The sequence below is a fragment of the Bradyrhizobium sp. NBAIM08 genome, assembly GCF_020193935.1.
Taxonomy (GTDB): Bacteria; Pseudomonadota; Alphaproteobacteria; order Rhizobiales; family Xanthobacteraceae; genus Bradyrhizobium; species Bradyrhizobium yuanmingense.
Window position 1 is genome coordinate 311,541 of the sequence record NZ_JADYVR010000007.1, and the last position, 17,608, is coordinate 329,148.

Consider the following 17,608-nt stretch of genomic DNA (forward strand, 5'->3'; position numbering starts at 1 on the left):
GCCATGGATGCGATCAACCAGCCCCTGCTCGCCGTTCGCGACCTCTCGGTGGCCTTTCACCAGGGCGGCGCCACCACGCTTGCGGTCGACAAGGTCTCGTTCCAGATCAAGCGCGGCGAATGCGTCGCGCTGGTCGGCGAGTCCGGCTCCGGCAAGTCGGTCAGCGCACTCTCGATCCTGAAGCTGCTGCCGTATCCGAATGCCTCCCATCCCTCCGGCAGCATCCGCTTCAAGGGCCAGGAGTTGATCGACCAGTCCGAGCAGCAGATGCGGGAGATCAGGGGCAGCGACATCTCCATCATCTTCCAGGAGCCGATGACCTCGCTCAATCCGCTGCACACGATCGAGGCGCAGATCGGCGAGATCATCCAGCTGCACAATCCGACCAGCAATGCGCAGGCCCGCAAGCGGACGCTGGAGCTCTTGACCCAGGTCGGCATTCCCGATCCAGAGACGCGGCTGAACAGCTATCCGCACCAGCTCTCCGGCGGCCAGCGCCAGCGCGTGATGATCGCGATGGCGCTCGCCAACGAGCCGGATCTTCTGATCGCGGACGAGCCGACCACGGCGCTCGACGTCACGGTGCAGGCGCAGATCCTGGCGCTGCTCGCCGAGATCCGCGCGCGGCTCGGCATGAGCCTGCTGTTCATCACCCACGATCTCGGCATCGTGCGCCGGATCGCCGACATCGTCTGTGTCATGAAGGGCGGCGTGATCGTCGAGCAGGGTCCGGTCGAGCAGGTCTTCAAGACCCCGAAACATCCCTATACACGCGACCTGCTCGCGGCGGAGCCCAAGCCCGATCCGGCGCCGCCGCAGCCGAATGCGCCGGTGGTGATGTCGGCCAATGACCTAAAAGTCTGGTTCCCGATCAAGCGCGGCCTGATGCGCAAGACGGTCGGTCACATCAAGGCGGTCGACGGTGTCAGCGTCGCCGTACGCAAGGGCGAGACGCTCGGCGTGGTCGGCGAATCCGGCTCGGGCAAGACCACGCTGGGGTTGGCGCTGCTGCGCCTGATCTCCTCGAACGGGCGCATCGTGTTTTTGGGCAAGGACATCCAGGGCCTGCGCTTCAAGGAGATGCGTCCCTTCCGGCGCGACATGCAGATCGTGTTTCAGGATCCGTTCGGCTCGCTCTCACCGCGCATGTCGGTCGCCGACGTCATCGCCGAGGGTCTGTCCGTGCATCAGCCGGCGCTCTCGCGCGAGGAACGCGAGGCGCGCGTCGTCAAGGCACTCGAGGATGTCGGACTCAATCCGGAGACGCGCTTCCGCTATCCGCACGAATTCTCCGGCGGCCAGCGTCAGCGCATCTCGATCGCGCGCGCGATCGTGCTGGAGCCTGATTTCGTCGTGCTGGACGAGCCGACCAGCGCGCTCGACATGCTGTTCCAGGCGCAGATGGTCGATCTGTTGCGCGAGCTCCAGCGCAAGCGCGAGCTCACCTACATGTTCATTTCGCACGATTTGCGTGTCGTCGCCTCGCTCGCCAGCCACCTCATCGTGATGCGCGGCGGCAAGGTCGTCGAGGAGGGGCAGGCGGCCGAGCTGTTCAGGAATCCGAAGACGGATTATACCCGAGCGCTGTTCGCGGCCGCGTTCCGGCTGGAGACGGCCGGGAACGGGGCGGTGGCGACGTAGCGCTCCGTCAGAGCCGCTTGATCGCGACGACCTCGCTGCCAGCCGCCTTGATCCGCGCGATCGCCGGCTCGATCGGCTCGATCACCGTTGCCATGTGATGCGCATTGGCGTGAACCATGGTGGTGGCGTCGCGCACGATGGCGACATGACCTTTCCAGAAGATCAGATCGCCGCGCTGCAAGCTGCTCCGCTCATGCGGCTCCAGCGTGCGGCCGAGACCGGCGAGCTGCATGTCGCTGTCGCGCGGGCAGCCGATCCCGGCTGATGTCAGCGAGACCTGGACGAGGCCGGAGCAATCGATGCCAAAGCTGCTCTTGCCGCCCCAGAGATAGGGCGTGCCGACGAAGCGCTCGGCCACCGCGACGAAATCCGGCTCGCGATGATCGAGCGGGATGAGATGCGTTCTCGGCAGATATCTGCCGTCGTGCGTCACGGCGAAGCTGCCGTCCTCGCGCGCCACGGCAAGCTTCGATCCCATCACGAGCGTGTCGGCCGGCGGCAGCTTGATCGAGGGGCCGGGGAACGCAAACGTCCGCAGTGCGCCGACCAAGTGCGTTGCGGCAGCCGACGGTTTTGCGAGCGCCGCATCCGGGAGCCAGCCGACATAGCCATCGCTACTGAGCTGGCCCCAGGCCCAACCCTCGCCGTTGCGGTCGTAGATGGTGACGCGTTCGCCGCGCAGCGCTTCGGTCATCAACGTCGCGTTCGAGGACGGCTGCTCGCGTATGGGCGCGATCGGCTCGACGACCTCGAACTCGTCACCCTCGACGAAGCGCTGCGCCTCGACCTTGCCTTCGAGATATTTGGCGGCAAGGTCGCCCCGCGCCGGCGTCAGCCTCGGGTCGTGTCCTGGATCAGGCATAGCGCTCGCTCAGCAGTGCGTAGATGGCGCGTGCGGCCTGGCATTCGCCGCCCTCGGGCCGCGCCGGCTTCGCCGACGGCGTCCAGCCATAGATGTCGACGTGGAGCCAGCTCTTGGCGTGCTCGACGAAGCGTTGCAGGAACAGCGCGCAGGTGATCGAGCCGGCGAAACCGCCCGAGGGTGCATTGGTGATGGTGGCGGCCTTGGAGTCCAGCCAGGCATCGTAAGGCGGCCACAGCGGCATGCGCCACAACGGATCGTTCTCCCTCATCGCGCAGCGCGCGAGGTCGGCAGCCAGCGTCTCATCATGGGTGTAGAAGGGCGGCAGATCCGGCCCCAGTGCGACGCGGGCGGCGCCGGTCAGCGTGCCCAGGTCGATCAGCAGATCGGGCTTCTCCTCATCGGCCAGCGCCAGCGCGTCGGCGAGCACGAGGCGGCCTTCGGCGTCGGTGTTGCCGATCTCGACGGTGATCCCTTTGCGCGAGGTGAAGATATCGAGCGGACGGAAGGCATTGCCGGCGACGGCGTTCTCCACCGCCGGAATCAGCACGCGCAGCCGCACCTTCAGCTTCGCATCCATCACCATGCGCGCCAGCGCCAGCACGTTGGCTGCGCCGCCCATGTCCTTCTTCATGATCAGCATGCCGCTCGACGGCTTCAGGTCGAGCCCGCCGGTGTCGAAACAGACGCCCTTGCCGACCAGCGTCACCTTGGGATGATCAGGATCGCCCCAGACGATGTCGATCAGCCGTGGCGCGCGGCTGGAGGCCATGCCGACGGCGTGGATCAGCGGAAAGTTCTTCGCCAGCTCCTCGCCGACGGTGCAGGAAAAGCTCGCGCCGAACTCGGCGGCGAGCGCTTGCGCGGCTGCGGCGAGCTCATCCGGGCCCATGTCGTTGGACGGCGTGTTGATGAGGTCGCGCGCGAGCATTGCCGCATCGGCAATCCGCTCGATCTCGGCCGCGTCGACACTGTCAGGCGGCACCAGCCGGATCTCGGGGCGATCTGCCTTGCGGTAGCGGGCAAAGCGGTAGCAACCCAATGCGAAGGCGAGCGCGGCCAGCCGCGCATCGTGCGGTGCATTGGCAAACCGATAGGTGCCGGGCGGCAAGAGGCCGGGCAGGGCGCCGGGCCGAAACAGGTCGCGCGATCTTGCATCCTCTTCCTCGAGCCCGAACAGCACCTGCGCAATGGTGCCGTCGGTCGCGGGCAGCGCCAGATAGCTGCCCGGCTTGGCGGCGAAGGCGCTGGCACGCGCGAACTGGCGTTGCGCCGGCGGCAGCGTTTCGGCGACCTGATCCCAGCTCGATTTGGTGACGAAGGTGATCGGGGTGGCGGTGGATGACGTCTCGAAGACAGAAGGCATTGGCGGGTCCGGATCGTCAGTTCAGGCGAGTCATGCGAACGGACGAGACTTCGCAGAGTTTGGCCGCCGCTGCAATCGGCTTTGCCGTCACCGTTCAGCGAGCCGCTACTCGCCGCAAGGTGGGCATGCGGTTCGATGCGCTCGACGAGATCCGCGAGCGGCTTGCCATCGAGTATCGACCGGGCGCGACGAAACCGTCCGCGGACAAATCTCGTATCTCACGCCGAGAGCTGCCGTTCGCAACGCCACGGCCGCAGGGCTTTACTAGCGCTTCGGTTGTGGCATTATCGACGAACATTTTAGATTGTGTCGCTTGTTCTGCATGAACCCGAACGCAGACACGCGGCGGCATGGTGCTTGCCCAGGTTGGGTCGATACGGCTGAATCTGCTCGTCGAAGCATTTTTCTCATTGTTTGGGCGGCGCAGCATATGCAGATGAGCGGCGCAAAATGGATAGATCGTTCGTTGTTGCGCAGATTTCCGACCTGCATCTGGACGGGTCGGGCCGGCTGCTTCCGGCCATCGAGACGCTCAGGGCCGCGATTTGCGAGAAGATGGCGGCTGCCGCGAATGTTCCCGATTCGCATCCTGCTGATCACGGGCGATCTGGTGGACGACCCAACGCCGCGCGCGCTCGACGAGGCGCTCGCCGTCATCGCATGCTTCCGGCAGACGGGGCTATTCACCGACATCCAAGCCGTGGCAGGCAATCACGACGTCAAGCGGCCGAGCCAGCGTGCGGGCCGTCACGACGCCTACGATTACCTGCACCTGCCGCGGACGGCGAAGAATGTCTATTACCGTCAGGCAGGCCTCGACCTGGTGCTGCTCGATTCCAATCGCGCCAACTCGAAGGCGCTCGCGAGCGGCAAGATCGACGAGAGCGCTTATAAGGCGATGGTCGCCGATTCCGCCCGGCTGAGCGCCGAGGTCGCGGGAAGCATCGGTTCGGCCGGGCGCGCCGACTACGCCGAGCCGGCGGAAAATCTGGTTCGTGTGCTGGCCCTGCACCATCACCCACTGCCGCAGGCCACCGGCGAAGGAAAGCGCTTTCTAGGCATGCCGGACGAGCCGCTGATGTATCTCGCCGCACCCGCGACCTTCCTCGAGGCCGCCACCTCGCTCAACGTCGATCTGGTTCTGCACGGTCATCGCCATGTCGAGGGGCTGACCCGCTATTCCATCCCCGATCCGCGTGCGACGTCGAGCGAGAGCGGTGAGGCGTTCTGGCGCACGATCTACGTGCTCTCCTGTCCGTCCTCGACCGGGCAAGCCGGCGACGATGCCGGTTTCAACCTCGTCTATTTCGGCCCCGCGTCCCATACCGGCCGCAACGAGCACCGCTTCGCGATCACCCGCTATACGAGGCTCCGCAACGATGCGGCCTTCAGGCCGCTCGATTCCAACCTGCCGGGCGGCGTCATCAGGCTGCCGGCGGGGCGCGATTTTTCGCGCGATCCGGCCGTCCAGTCGGCGATCGAGGCGGCCTCGTCCCGCACACTGAAACGCGACCAGGTCGCGGCGATCGTCCGCCGGCTGTTCATGCGTGGCAGCTTTTACGATGAGGCGGAGCCGAACTGGGCGATAGCGCTCTACACCTACATGGTCTCGGCCCATGCCTGGGCGGAGCTCGAGCGTAAGGCCGCGAGATCCCGGCCGGGATTCGACAGCGACGCGCTCGCCGCGGTGAAAACGTTGCTCGGCCGATTGATCGAGCAATCCGCTGACGTGCTCGGCATCGATCGCGCTCAGCTCGATGAGCTCTACGGGAGAGGCCTGATCAATTGTAACGACTTCCTGCGTCAGGTGCCGCGGCTGCCTTCTGAAGGTGTCGACGTTCAGCGGCGGGGGCGGCAGAGGCTGCAACTGCTGCTGGAGCTGGATCAGCAGGTGCAGGCGCTCGGCCCCGATCTCGGCCTCGGCGGCAAAGCGCCGCCGCAACCATCGCCGGCGTGAGAGAAGCGCGTCTAAGCGCTGTTAACCGGCCGTTAGGGTTAACATTCTACTGCTGACACGTTCGGCTCGATCGAGCAGCTCGAGAGTCAAAGCGTCATGCATCAACGGATCAGGCTTACCCGGCTACTTGCTTCGACGTCGCTGGTCGCGACAGTGGCGATGTGCCTCGGCGGCTGCACGGCGATGTCGAAGCTCTCGGAGGTGACGGGCTCGGTCGGCCCCCGGGCGGACGCGGCCTCCGCCGATCGCGCGCCCACCGATCCGGCGCGTGCGGTCGAAGCCTATGGCGAGCGCTACCGCGCCAATCCCAAAGATGCCGACGCCGCGCTCGCCTATGGACAGGCCTTGCGTGCCAACGGCCAGCGCGCCCAGGCCGCCGCCGTGCTCGAGCAGGCGACGATCGCCAACCCCGGCAACAAGGCGCTGCTTGCCCAGTACGGCCGCGCACTCGCCGACAACGGCAATTTCCAGCAGGCCTTCGACGTGCTGTCGAAGGCGCATTCGCCCGACAATCCGGACTGGCGCCTGCTCTCGGTGCAGGGCACCGCGCTCGACCAGATGGGCCGTCATGAGGAGGCGCGATCCTATTACGCGAGCGCGCTCAAGATCGCACCGGGTGATCCCGGCGTGCTCTCCAACCTCGGCCTGTCCTACATGCTATCGAAAGAGCTGCCGAAGGCGGAAGAGGCGCTGCGGCAGGCGCATGCCTCGCCGCGTGCCAGCGCCCGGGTCCGGCAGAACCTCGGCCTGGTCGTCGGCCTGCAGGGCCGCTTCGCGGAGGCGGAGACCATCGTCAAGGCGGACCTGCCGCCGGACCAAGCTGCGGCCAATGTCGCCTATCTCAAGGAGATGCTGAGCCGTAGCGAGGCCCCGCGCGGCGCGCCGAAGCGGACGCCGGTCGCTTCGCTGAGCCAGCCCGGCTGATCATCTGACTTCCTGGCCTTGGTGGCGGACCGTACGGTCCAGCCCGGCTCATTGCATCTCGGTGACCTTGATGGCGGTGGGTCCGAGAATGACCACGAACAGCACAGGCAGGAAAAACAGGATCATCGGCACCGTGAGCTTCGGCGGCAGCGCGGCCGCCTTCTTCTCGGCCTCGTTCATGCGCATGTCGCGATTTTCCTGCGCCATGACGCGCAGGGAATGGCCGAGCGGAGTGCCGTATCGTTCCGCCTGTTGCAGCGCCAGACACACCGACTTGACGCCCTCGAGCCCGGTGCGCCGTGCCAGGTTCTCATAGGCGACCTTGCGATCCTGCAGGTAGGACAGCTCGGCCGTGGTCAGGGTGAACTCCTCCGACAGCGCAATCGACTGGCCCACGATTTCGGTCGCAACTTTCCGGAATGCCATCTCGACCGACATGCCCGATTCGATGCAGATCAGGAGCAAATCGAGCGCGTCGGGAAACGCACGCTTGATCGAGAGCTGGCGCTTGGAGATCGCATTCCTGAGGAACAGCATCGGCGCCTGGAGGCCGAGATAGGCGGCGCCGATACAGATGCCGATCTTGATCGGCATCGACTGTTGCATGTTTCCGATCACGAACACGTAGAGGGCCGAGCCGATCAAGAACACGATCGGGGCGACCATGCGGGCAAACAGGAAGGTGATGTAGGGCGCCTGGCCGCGGTAACCCGCCATGATGAGCTTGTCCCGCGCAGCCTCCTGCGCGAGCCATTTGGTCAGGTTGAAGTCCTCGACCACCTTGGAGACGAGTTGCTTCGGCGTCTGGCGCAGCGAAACCTTCTCGCTCTTGTTGAGACGCTCACGCTCGCGCTGCCGGATGCGTTCACGCTCGCTCGCCACCGCCTTCATGCGCTTGGAGAGGCCCTCGCCGGCGAACAACGGCATCACCAGCGTATAGACGGTGGCGCTCGCGGCGATGGCCGCGAGCAGCATGGTCATGAAACGGACGTCGTGCAGTTTCGAGACGAGGAATTCGACCATGCGACACCGTCAGAAATCGAAGTTGATCATCTTCTTCATCACCAGGATGCCGATCGACATCCAGACGACGCAGCCGACCAGCATCAGCTGGCCGGTGGGATGAGTCCAAAGCACCGAGATGTATTGCGGCGTCGTGAGATAGACCAGGAACATCACGATCGGCGGCAGCGAGCCGATGATGCCGGCCGAGGCCTTGGCTTCCATCGACATCGCCTGGATCTTTTCCTTCATCTTCTTGCGGTCGCGCAGCACCTTGGAGAGGTTACCGAGCGCTTCGGAGAGGTTGCCGCCCGATTTCTGCTGGATCGACACCACGATTCCGAAGAAATTGGCTTCCGGCAGTGGCATGCGCTCGTAAAGCCGCGCGCAGGCCTCGCCCAGCGGCATGCCGATCGCCTGCGTCTCGATGATGGCCAGAAACTCGCTGCGCAGCGGCTCGGGCGAATCGGCGGCTACGACCTTGATCGATTCGAACAAGGGCAGGCCTGCCTTGATGCCGCGGACGATCACGTCGACCGCGTCGGGCAGTGCAGCCAGGAACTTGGTTTCGCGACGCTTCTTGAGGAAGCCGAGTGCCCAGCGCGGCAGGCCGAAGCCGCCGGCAAAGGCAAGACCGGCGGCGCCGATCAGGCCCCCGCCCGCGAACATAGCGGCCGCGAAAAAAACGCCGGCCACCACGGCGGACACGGTCCAGAACTTCTGCGGCGTCCAGTCGAGCCCGGCCTGCGACAGGCGGACGCTGAGCGGAGCGCTCTTCTCCTGGGCGCGCCGCGCCTCGAGGTCCTTCAGCGTGGACTCGACCTGCTCGCGGCGAGAGCGCTGGGTTTTCTCGGCCTGCCGGGCCGTGGGCGCTTCGGCGCGCGCGACCGAGGCACGGCGGCTTTCCGCCTTTCGCTCCCCAGACAGCACCGGATAGAGGAATACCCAGGCGATGCCACCAACTGCTGCGGTGGCGAGGAAGGCGAGGGCGAGGACCTGCATGTTCATGGCGCTGCCAATCTGCTCACGTCTTCGGCGCGACTTCCGCCGCGTCGAGCGCCGCGGCGAGGCGCTTCTCCTCGCCGTAATAACGGGCGCGTTCCCAGAACTTCGGACGGCCGATGCCGGTTGAGCGGTGCCGGCCGATGATCTTGCCGTTGGCGTCCTCGCCGACCATGTCGTAGAGGAAGATGTCCTGGGTGATGATGGTGTCGCCTTCCATGCCCATCACCTCGGTGATGTGGGTGATGCGGCGGGAGCCGTCGCGCAGGCGCGCGGCCTGAATGATGACATCGATCGAGGCGCAGATCATCTCGCGAATTGTTCGCGACGGAAGGGAAAAGCCGCCCATCGTGATCATGGATTCGCAGCGCGACAGCGCCTCGCGCGGGTTGTTGGCGTGCAGCGTGCCCATCGAGCCGTCATGGCCGGTGTTCATGGCCTGCAGCAGGTCGAAGGCTTCCGGTCCGCGGACCTCGCCGACGATGATGCGTTCGGGACGCATACGCAGGCAGTTGCGCACCAATTCGCGCATCGTGACCTGGCCCTCGCCCTCGATGTTGGGCGGACGGGTTTCCAGCCGCACCACGTGAGGCTGCTGCAGCTGGAGCTCGGCGGCGTCCTCGCAAGTGATGACGCGCTCGTCGTGCTCGATGTAGTTGGTGAGGCAGTTGAGCAGGGTCGTCTTGCCCGAGCCGGTACCGCCGGAGATCAGCACGTTGCAGCGGACGCGGCCGATGATCTGAAGGATCTCGGCGCCTTCCGGCGTGATCGCGCCGAACTTAACAAGCTGATCCAGCGTCAGCTTGTCTTTCTTGAATTTGCGGATGGTGAGCGCGGGGCCGTCGATCGACAGCGGCGGCACGATGGCGTTGACACGGGAGCCGTCGGCGAGGCGCGCGTCGCAGATCGGCGAGGATTCGTCGACGCGCCGGCCGACCTGGCTGACGATGCGCTGGCAGATGTTGAGAAGCTGCTGGTTGTCGCGGAAGCGGATGCCGGTACGCTGGATCTTGCCGCCGACCTCAATGTAGACGGTGTTGGCGCCATTGACCATGATGTCGGCGATGTCGTCGCGCGACAATAGCGGCTCGAGCGGGCCGTAACCGAGGACGTCGTTGCAGATGTCGTCGAGCAGCTCCTCCTGCTCGGCGATCGACATCACGATGTTCTTGATCGCGATGATCTCGTTGACGATGTCGCGGATTTCCTCGCGCGCGGACTCCGAATCGAGCTTGGCGAGCTGGGCGAGGTCGATGGCCTCGATCAGCGCGCCGAAGATGGTCGCCTTGACCTCGTAATAATTGTCCGAACGCCGGCTCTCCATGGCCGGAGGCGGCGGAGCCTTGGCGGGCGCAAGCGGCGGCGAGGCGACGGCCGGCGGAGGCGGAGCGCGCGAAACCGTCGGCGCCTGAGCCGGGGCAGGCTCGAGCGACACGGCGCCGGGCTTGGGTGCCCGAAGGTCGGTGTCTGTTCCGCTACGCTTACCGAACACTTAACAACTCCATGCGGCGGCTTATCTTCCCCGCAACTTCTCAATCAGAGGTGAAAGCAGGGACGACTTTTGCTTCTTGGTCTCGCTGCGGCCGGTCAGGCGCTGGGCGATCTGCAGGAACATCTCGATCGACTTGTGGTTGGCGGAGATCTCCGCGATCATCTGGCCGTTGTTGGCCGCCGAGCCGAAGATCTGCGGTTCGAACGGGATCGAGACGACCGGCTGGCTCTCGATTGCCTTGGCGAACTCCGCGGCGGCGATCTCGGGCCGTTTCGGCACGCCGACCTGGTTCAGGCAGTAGAGCGGCGGCCGGTCGTTGGGGCGCGCGGCCTTCAACAGATCGAACAGGTTCTTGGTATTGCGCAGATTGGCGAGGTCTGGCGCGGCCACGATCAGGATGTCGTCCGCCCCGATCAAGGCGCGCTTGGTCCAGCCCGACCATTGATGCGGAACGTCGAGCACGATGCAGGGCATGGTGGAGCGCAGCGTGTCGAATACGGCATCGAAAGCGTCAGTGCCGAAATCATAGACCCGGTCGAGCGTCGCAGGCGCCGCCAGCAGGCTGAGATGGTCGGTGCATTTTGACAGCAGGCGGTCGATGAACGCGGTGTCGACGCGGTCAGGCGAGAACACGGCGTCGGCGATACCCTGCGGCGGATCCTGGTTGTAGTCGAGCCCGGCCGTGCCGAAGGCGAGGTCGAGATCGGCGACGACGGCGTCCATCGCGAGGTCTCGCGCGATCGCCCACGCGACGTTGTGCGAGATTGTCGAAGCCCCGACGCCACCCTTGGCTCCGACCACGGCGATGATGCGGCCGACTGCCTTGGCTTCGGGGGCCGAGAACAGGTTGCAGATCGAGCGTACGACGTCGATCGCGCCGACCGGCGCGAGCACGTAATCGCTGACGCCGCGGCGCACCAGCTCGCGATAGAGCGTGACGTCGTTGATGCGGCCGATCACCACCACGCGGGTGCCGGCATCGCAGACAGTGGCGAGCTGGTCGAGTCCGCCCAGCAGGTCGTTGCGACCGTCGCTCTCGAGCACGATCACGTTCGGCGTGGGAGCCGAGCGGTAGGCTTCGATCGCGGCCGCCATGCCGCCCATCTGGATCTTCAGATGAGCCTTGCCGAGACGGCGATCCTCGCCGGCCGACTGCACCGCGGCGGCCGTCTCCACGGTTTCGCAGAAGGCCTGAACCGAGACGCGCGGCGCGGGCGCAATATGCTCCTCGACCGGCGGAGGAGCTGCTGCCGGCTGCTCTTCGTGTGTCTGGCGCGCGTAACTGATCATTTGCCGGTGTCGCTGAGTTTGGCCCTGTCGGCCTCGGGATAGGTGGTCGCCGTCGTCGTTCCCTTGCGATACTTCTCGAACCCGGTGATGCGCCGCGGCGTGTATGACGGAGTTTCGGGCCGCGGCTGCTCAAGATCCGACGGATTGTCGACCATGGCCGCGAGGTTGCGCTGATAAGCGCAGCCGTAGTTGTAATAGTCCTTGTTCTCGAACCAGCGCTTGTTCTTCATCGAGGGTCCGATGTCTTCCGGCCACAGGCCGCAGGGACCGGCGACTGCGGCAATCCTGGAATAGGTGAGCCGGATCGGGGGGAGGAAGCGCTTGTCTTGCGGCTGGTAGGGGTGAAGGCTGACGCCGCGCGGCGGAACGCCTGCCGCCGCCAGCATCGCCTGGATCTCACGCATCGTATCGGCGACCGGGCGAGCATTGGGCGTATTGGAAGGCACGTCGATGCGAATCGCGCCGGTGCCTTCTTGCAACCACGCCGATGCCACGCCCATCACGTCAGCGCGTTGGGCCGCGGTTAATCCGCCGCGGGCATGACCCACGAAGACGACGATCGAGCGATTCTGCTCCTCGACCGCGATCGGATGGCGCTGCTTGTAGTCGTCGGGAATGGACGCCGTGAGGACGTCGTCGTGCTGGCAGCCCCCGACCGCGAGCGCGAGGCCGATGAGCGCGCCACCGAGGCTGATGGCGCGCTTGCGAAGCTGGGGTGGTCTCGTGATCATCGTGAAATCCCCGTTCCGCCTCAGTCGGTAATGAAGCCGTAGGTGCCGCGGTAGTTCTTGGCCGGTTCGGTCCGGCCCGGCACGCCGTAGATCCGGTTGATATTGCCGATCAGCTGCGCCTGCGGATCCGCAGGCGGGGCGAAGCCGTCATCCGGCCGCGACAGGTCCTTCGGCGCCACCGCGCGGACCACATAGGGCGTCACGATCACGACCAACTCGGTTGCATTGTTGACGAAGTCGCGGCTGCGGAACAGCGTGCCGAGGATCGGGAGCTGCATCAGCCCCGGCATTCCGTTGACAGCTTGCTTGGTCTGCTGCTGGATCAGGCCGGCCATCGCCATCGCGCCGCCGGACGGAATTTCCAGCGAAGTCTCTGCGCGGCGTGTCTTGATTGAGGGGACCGTCAGCGAGTTGACCGTGTTCGAGGTCACCGCCTGCGACAGCGTGATCGCATTCTCATTTGACAGTTCGGAGACCTCGGTCATCACCCGCAAGCTGATCTTGCCTTCGCTCAGGACCACAGGCGTAAAGTTGAGTGAGATGCCGAACTTCTTGAAGCTGATCTGAGTGGTACAGACGCGCGTGACGGGATCGCACGAATAACCTGCAGGCACCGGAAATTCGCCGCCGGCGAGAAAGGTGGCGGACTCTCCGGAGATCGCGGTCAGGTTCGGCTCGGCCAGCGTCCTGATCACGCCCGCGCTCTCCATCGCACGCAGGGTCGCCTGCACCGAAGGCGTCGCGCCGAAACTCGCAGTGAGATTGTTGCCATCCACCAGATTACGGCCGAGGGCCGTGAACGGGTTGGAGTTGCTGAAGCTCACCACCGATGTGCCGTAGTTGAGGTTGGCGGTGAGGTCGATACCGAGCTGCTTGACGATCGTACGCGCGACTTCGGCAACGGTCACCTTGAGCATGACTTGGTCGCGGCCGCGCACCACGATCGAGTTCACCACCTTGTCGACGCCGCCGGCCAGGCGCGCAGCGAGCTCGTTGGCCTGTTGCGCCTCCATAGGGTTGGCGGCCGTGCCGGACAGGACGATACCGTCGCCCAGGCCGTCGATCTGGATGTCCGAATTGGGCAGAACCTGCTTCAGTGCGGCCCGCACGCCGTTGAGGTCGCGCTTCACCGCGATGTCGTAGGCCGCGATCTGCTGCCCGGCGGAATCGAAGAACACGATATTGGTCTGGCCGACCGCGGCGCCGATGATATAGGCGCGCTGTGCGGAGCGGACCACCGCATTGGCGATCTTGGGATCGGCGACCAGCACGTCCTTGATGTCGCGCGGCAGGTCGATCACGACCGACTTGCCGATGCCGAGCGAGAGGAAACGCGCGTTGATCTGGCCGTCCGCCGCGGCCTGCGGCACAGGGCGGTAATCGGCGGCGACCGCCGGGGCGATCGTCGGGCTGAGCGCCAGCGCGAGGGCGGCCGAAAACGACAGGGCGCGGACCAGTGAGGTCCGCATCGTCGCCGAATCTGCCCTGTATTTGATGTCGACTGTCTTCATCGTGCCTTAGCCGCCTGACTTGGAATGCCGTAGCGAATGATCGAGACACCGTCGCGCTTCTGCGCGGAGTCATCGAGCGTGATCTCGCTCATCTTGACGTCGACGATGCTGCGCAGCGCCAGCGACAGCGTGCCGCTCTGACGCGCCGCGGAGAGCGTTGCGGTCTGCGCGGGATTGAGCTCGAGGGTGACGGTCTTGCCGATCACCGCGTTCTGCCCGTCCTTCTCCTTGGGTGCCTGGTCGATGGCCAGGACCCGGATATTGGCCAGGATGATCTCGGAGGTGACGATGTCGGGAGCGCCGCTGCTCTGATCCGGGTTCTTGAGCCGGCGGGTGAGCAGGACGTCGACGCGGTCGTTGGGCAGGATGAAGCCGCCCGCGCCGGTCTCCGGCGAGATCTCGGTCGAGATCGCCCGCATGCCGGTGGGCAGGATTGCCGCCATGAAGCCGGAACCTTCGGCCTTGACCAGCTTCTGGTCGCGGATCGGCTCACCCTGGATGAAAGGCGCGCGCGCGATCGAGCCGGTCACCTGGGTCGCACCGTCGGGGCGCTCGTTGCGTCGGATGAAGGTGGCGCTGGCGGTCGCGGTCGGCCAGGTCTGCCATTGCACGTCTTCGGGCTTCACGGTCTGGCCGAGGCCGATGTCGTTCTTGGCCACGAGGACGTCGACGGTCGGCAGCTGTGCGACCGGAACCGGAGGCGGCGCAGAATTGTCGGAGCCGCTCGCCAGGTACGCGGCGACGCCGCCGGCGCAGATGGCGACCGTCAGGACGACAATGCGTGCCCTATTCATACGCTTCAACTTTCCAACAATACGCCGCGACGCTGCCGCCGCCGTGATCGGCAGTTGACCAGCTATTCGTCAAAGCATGGTTAATGAGGCGTATCTAAATCGCCTTAACGCCGGGTTTACCCGGAGCGTTCAGCGCAGCGCGAGGCGAGCGAGGTCGATCGCCTTCACCCATTCGGTCTCCGGGTAGACCATCAGCGCGCTCAGCGCGAGCGCGATGCCGTAGGGAATGCCGCTCTCCTTGGCGTGCAGCCGTGCGAGCCAGGCCTGTCCTGCCAGCCCGTAAGGCAGCGGCCACTGCCGGAACTGCAGCAGGAGCAGCGTCAGCGCGCCGCCGAACAGCGAGGCGTAGAGCAGGAAGTTCATCAGATGTGGGAAGCCGAACCAGAGCGCGACGGAGGCAGCGACCTTGGCGTCGCCGCCGCCCACCCAGCCCATGGCGAAGCAGGTGAAGGCCACGACCAGAACGAGCGCACCGGCGCCGACATGACTCAGCATCTCGTAAGGTGCCATGCCCCCGGCGAGGGCGAGCGCGAAGAAGCCCGCCACCAGCGCCAGCGATACGCGGTTCGAGATCGTCATCGTGAAGAGATCGCTCGCGGCGGCGAACGCCATCAGGGCCGGGAAGAGCAGAAGGCGCGCAAGGTCGAGAATCATGGGCTGCGTCTTGAGGCCTGGGTTTGTCGCGGGAGCTGCTTCGGGCGATGCTAGCGCGCGATGCTAAACAAACCGACAACGGCGGCACGGGCGCGCCCGGGCCCCGGCCGACGAACGCGCTTTCACCAGAAGCTGGCAATACGTGCGGCGAGCGCGACCGTCGCAACCAGCAGCGCAAGGCAGATCCAATAGACCGGCGAGCCGGCCTGCGCCGCTTCGGTCTCGTGGGCCGCGACCGCGGCATCGGTTCTGAACTCGTGCAACGCCACTGGAACTCGCCGTCTTCAGAAAAACAAACGCCCCGGAGGTCCGGGGCTTTTGCCGTCGTTCGTGGACCCGCTTACTTCAGCGAGGTGCTGATCGAGCTGAACTTGGCGTTCAGCGTGGTGCCGAGATTGTTGACGACGGTGATGATGGCCAGCGCGATGCCGGCGGCGATCAGGCCGTATTCGATGGCGGTGGCGCCGGATTCATCCTTCGCGAAACGCGCAATCAAGTTCTTCATGAACAAAACTCCGTCTGGGTGGGGACCGCCTCGTTCGGCGCTGTCGTTGACGCGACGACCATGAGAGCCGAGCTCTTTCGGGAGAGTTAATTCGACCGGGTAATCCCACGTCCGGCGCGATGCTTTTGCCCACAGTGAATTTCGCCTTAAGACGGCACCTGCAAATTCGTTGCGGTTCCGGATGCGCCGCCAACGCGGCGCGTGCTTCACCCTCCCTTAAATTTCGCGGAGTAGGCCTTAAGCTACAGCGGAATTCGCGGAGAGAGGCGACGATGTCGAGCCTGCCCATGCAAGTCGCCTTGATGCTCGGCGAGACCATCGTCAAGGTGATCCCGGTCACCTTGGTGCTCGCGGCGGTCTTCACCGTGCTGGAGCATTTCTGGGCCTGCAATCCCGGCGCGCCGTGGTGGCGCAAGCGGGAGATCGTCACCGACATCTGCTACTGGTTCTTCGTTCCGGTGTTCGCCCGCACCATGCGGATCGGGCTGCTGGTTGTCGGCGCCAGCGTCGTCTTCAACATCCACGACGCCGACGAGCTCATCGCCTTTTACGACAATGGCCACGGTCCGCTGGCGCAGCTGCCGCTGTGGCTGCAGGCCGTGCTGTTCCTGGTGCTGTCCGATTTCATGCTGTACTGGCTGCATCGGCTTTTCCACGACGGCGGCTTCTGGAAATATCACGCCATCCATCATTCGTCGGAGGAGATCGGCTGGATCTCCGCGGCGCGCTTCCATCCGGTCAATCTCTTGCTCGGGACGATCAGCGTCGACGTCGTGCTGCTGATGGCAGGCATCTCCCCGAACGTCATGGTCTGGGTCGGCCCGTTCACCACCTTCCACTCGGCCTTTGTGCACGCCAACCTGAACTGGACTTTCGGACCGTTCAAATACGTGCTGGCGACGCCGGTCTTCCATCGCTGGCACCACACCTCGCTCGAAGAGGGCGGCGACACCAATTTCGCCGGAACGTTCCCGATCTGGGACGTGCTGTTCGGCACCTTCCGCATGCCGGAGGGCAGGCTGCCACAGGATTACGGCAAGGACGAAGCGGCCATGCCCAAGGAGATCGGGGGCCAGCTCGCCTATCCGTTCCGGCACTAAAGCATAATCCGAAAAAGTGCGAAGCAGTTTTCCGGAAAGATCATGCGTAAACAACAACCTAAAGCGCGATGACGATTCATCCAAAACTCATCGCGCTTTAGGGGCGAGCCCGCAAATGTCCGTCCGTTCAAACAATACTCGGCGAGTTTGCGGAACGTTCACGAATTAAAGGCAGGTTAGCCGGGTCGGGCACCGGCTCCGCTGTATTCGGTCGCTTCTGCCGGTCTGTGACGTCCCGGGGGTAAGAGTATGCGTAAAGAAATGCTGCGCCGTCATGTGCGCGTCTGTGTACTGGTTGCCGCTGCGGTGCTGGCCTCGCCGGCCGCCGGCCTTGCCGAGCCAGTCGCCGATACCATCGCCGTCAATGTCGACCAGGCCAAGCTGGTGCGGCTGCCCGGCAAGGTGGCGACCATCGTGGTCGGCAATCCCCTGATCGCCGACGTCACGCTCCAGCCCGGCGGCATGATCGTCGTGACCGGAAAGGGCTACGGGGCCACCAACTTCATCGCGCTCGACCGCGGCGGCGAGATTCTGGTGGACCGCCAGATCCAGGTCGAAGGTCCGAGCGACCGGCTCGTCACCGTCTATCGCGGGGTCGAGCGGGAGTCCTACAGTTGCGTGCCGCTTTGCCAGCGCCGCGTGACGCTCGGCGACAGCGACACCTATTTCAACAACGCGATGAGCCAGGCCGGTACGCTGAGCAGCAGCGCCAGCGGAGGTGCGGGTGCCGGCGCGGCTGCCAAGCCAAACTAGCCCACGGGCGGGCCTCGATCCCGC

Annotated in this window: 18 protein-coding genes; 6 read left to right on the forward strand and 12 right to left on the reverse strand. The window is 65.2% G+C overall.

The window, feature by feature from the left end:
- The first annotated feature begins 3 nt into the window (after positions 1–3).
- The gene (locus I6F37_RS24920; protein ID WP_035998038.1) at positions 4–1,641 is read left to right on the forward strand and encodes an ABC transporter ATP-binding protein; all 1,638 of its coding nucleotides are present in this window, start codon (positions 4–6) and stop codon (positions 1,639–1,641) included.
- 7 nt (positions 1,642–1,648) lie between these two features.
- On the opposite strand, the gene I6F37_RS24925 is transcribed toward I6F37_RS24920, so the two are convergent.
- Both I6F37_RS24925 and I6F37_RS24930 read right to left on the reverse strand, forming a co-directional pair.
- Positions 1,649–2,503: an NlpC/P60 family protein gene (locus tag I6F37_RS24925; RefSeq protein ID WP_035998042.1), complete on the reverse strand. Its 855-nt coding sequence runs from the start codon at positions 2,501–2,503 to the stop codon at positions 1,649–1,651.
- Complete coding sequence (locus I6F37_RS24930) at positions 2,496–3,869, reverse strand: M17 family metallopeptidase (protein WP_035998047.1); 1,374 nt, start codon at positions 3,867–3,869, stop codon at positions 2,496–2,498. Before I6F37_RS24930 ends, I6F37_RS24925 begins: the two co-directional genes overlap by 8 nt.
- A gap of 59 nt (positions 3,870–3,928) precedes the next feature.
- On the opposite strand from I6F37_RS24930, the gene I6F37_RS24935 reads away from it, so the two are divergent.
- From I6F37_RS24935 to I6F37_RS24945, 3 genes are all read left to right on the forward strand, one after another.
- Entirely contained in the window at positions 3,929–4,195 is a 267-nt protein-coding gene (locus I6F37_RS24935) for a hypothetical protein (protein ID WP_146207666.1), read from the forward strand.
- Positions 4,196–4,440: 245 nt separating this feature from the next.
- A complete protein-coding gene (locus I6F37_RS24940) occupies positions 4,441–5,826 on the forward strand; it encodes a metallophosphoesterase (RefSeq protein ID WP_225152993.1) in 1,386 nt (461 codons plus the stop codon).
- 96 nt (positions 5,827–5,922) lie between these two features.
- The gene (locus tag I6F37_RS24945) at positions 5,923–6,750 is read left to right on the forward strand and encodes a tetratricopeptide repeat protein (protein WP_035998052.1); all 828 of its coding nucleotides are present in this window, start codon (positions 5,923–5,925) and stop codon (positions 6,748–6,750) included.
- A 48-nt stretch (positions 6,751–6,798) separates the two neighbouring features.
- Here I6F37_RS24945 and I6F37_RS24950 read toward each other — a convergent pair whose 3' ends face one another.
- The 10 genes from I6F37_RS24950 to I6F37_RS24995 all read right to left on the reverse strand — a co-directional run bounded on the left by I6F37_RS24950 (position 6,799) and on the right by I6F37_RS24995 (position 15,731).
- The gene (locus I6F37_RS24950; protein ID WP_035998055.1) at positions 6,799–7,773 is read right to left on the reverse strand and encodes a type II secretion system F family protein; all 975 of its coding nucleotides are present in this window, start codon (positions 7,771–7,773) and stop codon (positions 6,799–6,801) included.
- A 9-nt stretch (positions 7,774–7,782) separates the two neighbouring features.
- Positions 7,783–8,760, reverse strand: a complete 978-nt coding sequence (locus I6F37_RS24955) for a type II secretion system F family protein (RefSeq protein ID WP_057028159.1) — start codon at positions 8,758–8,760, stop codon at positions 7,783–7,785.
- Between the two features lie 16 nt (positions 8,761–8,776).
- Positions 8,777–10,246: a CpaF family protein gene (locus I6F37_RS24960; protein WP_035998067.1), complete on the reverse strand. Its 1,470-nt coding sequence runs from the start codon at positions 10,244–10,246 to the stop codon at positions 8,777–8,779.
- Between the two features lie 21 nt (positions 10,247–10,267).
- Positions 10,268–11,536, reverse strand: a complete 1,269-nt coding sequence (locus I6F37_RS24965) for an AAA family ATPase (RefSeq protein ID WP_035998070.1) — start codon at positions 11,534–11,536, stop codon at positions 10,268–10,270.
- The gene (locus I6F37_RS24970) at positions 11,533–12,267 is read right to left on the reverse strand and encodes a CpaD family pilus assembly protein (RefSeq protein ID WP_225139315.1); all 735 of its coding nucleotides are present in this window, start codon (positions 12,265–12,267) and stop codon (positions 11,533–11,535) included. Before I6F37_RS24970 ends, I6F37_RS24965 begins: the two co-directional genes overlap by 4 nt.
- 20 nt (positions 12,268–12,287) lie before the next feature.
- Positions 12,288–13,778 carry a type II and III secretion system protein family protein gene (locus tag I6F37_RS24975; protein WP_225152995.1) on the reverse strand — a complete coding sequence of 497 codons (1,491 nt, stop codon included), beginning with the start codon at positions 13,776–13,778 and terminating at the stop codon, positions 12,288–12,290.
- The gene (gene cpaB / locus I6F37_RS24980; protein ID WP_035998075.1) at positions 13,775–14,572 is read right to left on the reverse strand and encodes a Flp pilus assembly protein CpaB; all 798 of its coding nucleotides are present in this window, start codon (positions 14,570–14,572) and stop codon (positions 13,775–13,777) included. The genes I6F37_RS24975 and cpaB overlap by 4 nt, the downstream gene beginning before the upstream one ends.
- A gap of 129 nt (positions 14,573–14,701) precedes the next feature.
- Positions 14,702–15,226, reverse strand: coding sequence for a prepilin peptidase (locus I6F37_RS24985; RefSeq protein WP_036021607.1), 525 nt, complete (start codon positions 15,224–15,226; stop codon positions 14,702–14,704).
- 122 nt (positions 15,227–15,348) lie between these two features.
- Positions 15,349–15,489 carry a hypothetical protein gene (locus I6F37_RS24990; protein WP_162131143.1) on the reverse strand — a complete coding sequence of 47 codons (141 nt, stop codon included), beginning with the start codon at positions 15,487–15,489 and terminating at the stop codon, positions 15,349–15,351.
- A 77-nt stretch (positions 15,490–15,566) separates the two neighbouring features.
- A complete protein-coding gene (locus tag I6F37_RS24995; protein ID WP_025033956.1) occupies positions 15,567–15,731 on the reverse strand; it encodes a Flp family type IVb pilin in 165 nt (54 codons plus the stop codon).
- A gap of 272 nt (positions 15,732–16,003) precedes the next feature.
- On the opposite strand from I6F37_RS24995, the gene I6F37_RS25000 reads away from it, so the two are divergent.
- Positions 16,004–16,831 (forward strand): sterol desaturase family protein, encoded by an 828-nt coding sequence (locus I6F37_RS25000; protein WP_036036840.1) that lies wholly within the window; start codon positions 16,004–16,006, stop codon positions 16,829–16,831.
- A 249-nt stretch (positions 16,832–17,080) separates the two neighbouring features.
- Positions 17,081–17,584, forward strand: coding sequence for a pilus assembly protein N-terminal domain-containing protein (locus I6F37_RS25005; RefSeq protein WP_057028157.1), 504 nt, complete (start codon positions 17,081–17,083; stop codon positions 17,582–17,584).
- The last annotated feature ends 24 nt before the right edge of the window (positions 17,585–17,608 follow it).

What these genes read in the sequence shown, in the direction of transcription:
- I6F37_RS24920 (WP_035998038.1), top strand. Translation starts at nt 4, where the DNA reads ATGGATGCGATCAACCAGCCCCTGCTCGCCGTTCGCGACCTCTCGGTG.
- I6F37_RS24925 (WP_035998042.1), bottom strand. Translation starts at nt 2,503, where the DNA reads ATGCCTGATCCAGGACACGACCCGAGGCTGACGCCGGCGCGGGGCGAC.
- I6F37_RS24930 (WP_035998047.1), bottom strand. Translation starts at nt 3,869, where the DNA reads ATGCCTTCTGTCTTCGAGACGTCATCCACCGCCACCCCGATCACCTTC.
- I6F37_RS24940 (WP_225152993.1), top strand. Translation starts at nt 4,441, where the DNA reads ATGTTCCCGATTCGCATCCTGCTGATCACGGGCGATCTGGTGGACGAC.
- I6F37_RS24945 (WP_035998052.1), top strand. Translation starts at nt 5,923, where the DNA reads ATGCATCAACGGATCAGGCTTACCCGGCTACTTGCTTCGACGTCGCTG.
- I6F37_RS24950 (WP_035998055.1), bottom strand. Translation starts at nt 7,773, where the DNA reads ATGGTCGAATTCCTCGTCTCGAAACTGCACGACGTCCGTTTCATGACC.
- I6F37_RS24955 (WP_057028159.1), bottom strand. Translation starts at nt 8,760, where the DNA reads ATGAACATGCAGGTCCTCGCCCTCGCCTTCCTCGCCACCGCAGCAGTT.
- I6F37_RS24965 (WP_035998070.1), bottom strand. Translation starts at nt 11,536, where the DNA reads ATGATCAGTTACGCGCGCCAGACACACGAAGAGCAGCCGGCAGCAGCT.
- I6F37_RS24970 (WP_225139315.1), bottom strand. Translation starts at nt 12,267, where the DNA reads ATGATCACGAGACCACCCCAGCTTCGCAAGCGCGCCATCAGCCTCGGT.
- I6F37_RS24975 (WP_225152995.1), bottom strand. Translation starts at nt 13,778, where the DNA reads ATGAAGACAGTCGACATCAAATACAGGGCAGATTCGGCGACGATGCGG.
- cpaB (WP_035998075.1), bottom strand. Translation starts at nt 14,572, where the DNA reads ATGAATAGGGCACGCATTGTCGTCCTGACGGTCGCCATCTGCGCCGGC.
- I6F37_RS24985 (WP_036021607.1), bottom strand. Translation starts at nt 15,226, where the DNA reads ATGATTCTCGACCTTGCGCGCCTTCTGCTCTTCCCGGCCCTGATGGCG.
- I6F37_RS24995 (WP_025033956.1), bottom strand. Translation starts at nt 15,731, where the DNA reads ATGAAGAACTTGATTGCGCGTTTCGCGAAGGATGAATCCGGCGCCACC.
- I6F37_RS25000 (WP_036036840.1), top strand. Translation starts at nt 16,004, where the DNA reads ATGTCGAGCCTGCCCATGCAAGTCGCCTTGATGCTCGGCGAGACCATC.
- I6F37_RS25005 (WP_057028157.1), top strand. Translation starts at nt 17,081, where the DNA reads ATGCGTAAAGAAATGCTGCGCCGTCATGTGCGCGTCTGTGTACTGGTT.